General features: G+C 57.5%; 1 protein-coding gene. It reads right to left on the reverse strand.

Annotated elements, in window-relative coordinates:
* Positions 1-268 (reverse strand): alpha-ketoglutarate-dependent dioxygenase AlkB (locus Q4563_RS20170; protein ID WP_303605782.1); only part of this gene is annotated, 268 nt, incomplete at both ends.

Raw genomic sequence — 268 nt, forward strand, 5'->3', positions numbered from 1 at the left:
GTTGCTGACATTGCGGCTGCATCAGCCAGAGATCACCACTATGCATCGGAACCGCTCGTTGCTGTTCTGGTGTGACTTTAGGCCGCAAGCGGAATATCCGTGTAGCGCCCACCGACAGGGAAGCAATCACTGGTGCTGGTCCCAGCTCCGGTTCATCATCGGCATGCCAGCCAACAGAGTCTGACCCTGAACGATACAGGGTTGCCAGTACCGAGTTAAAACGCTGCCGGGTCTGGGTTTCCACTTGCTGGCGCAGGTGCTGCAAAGG

It is taken from the genome of Gilvimarinus sp. 1_MG-2023 (assembly GCF_030548285.1).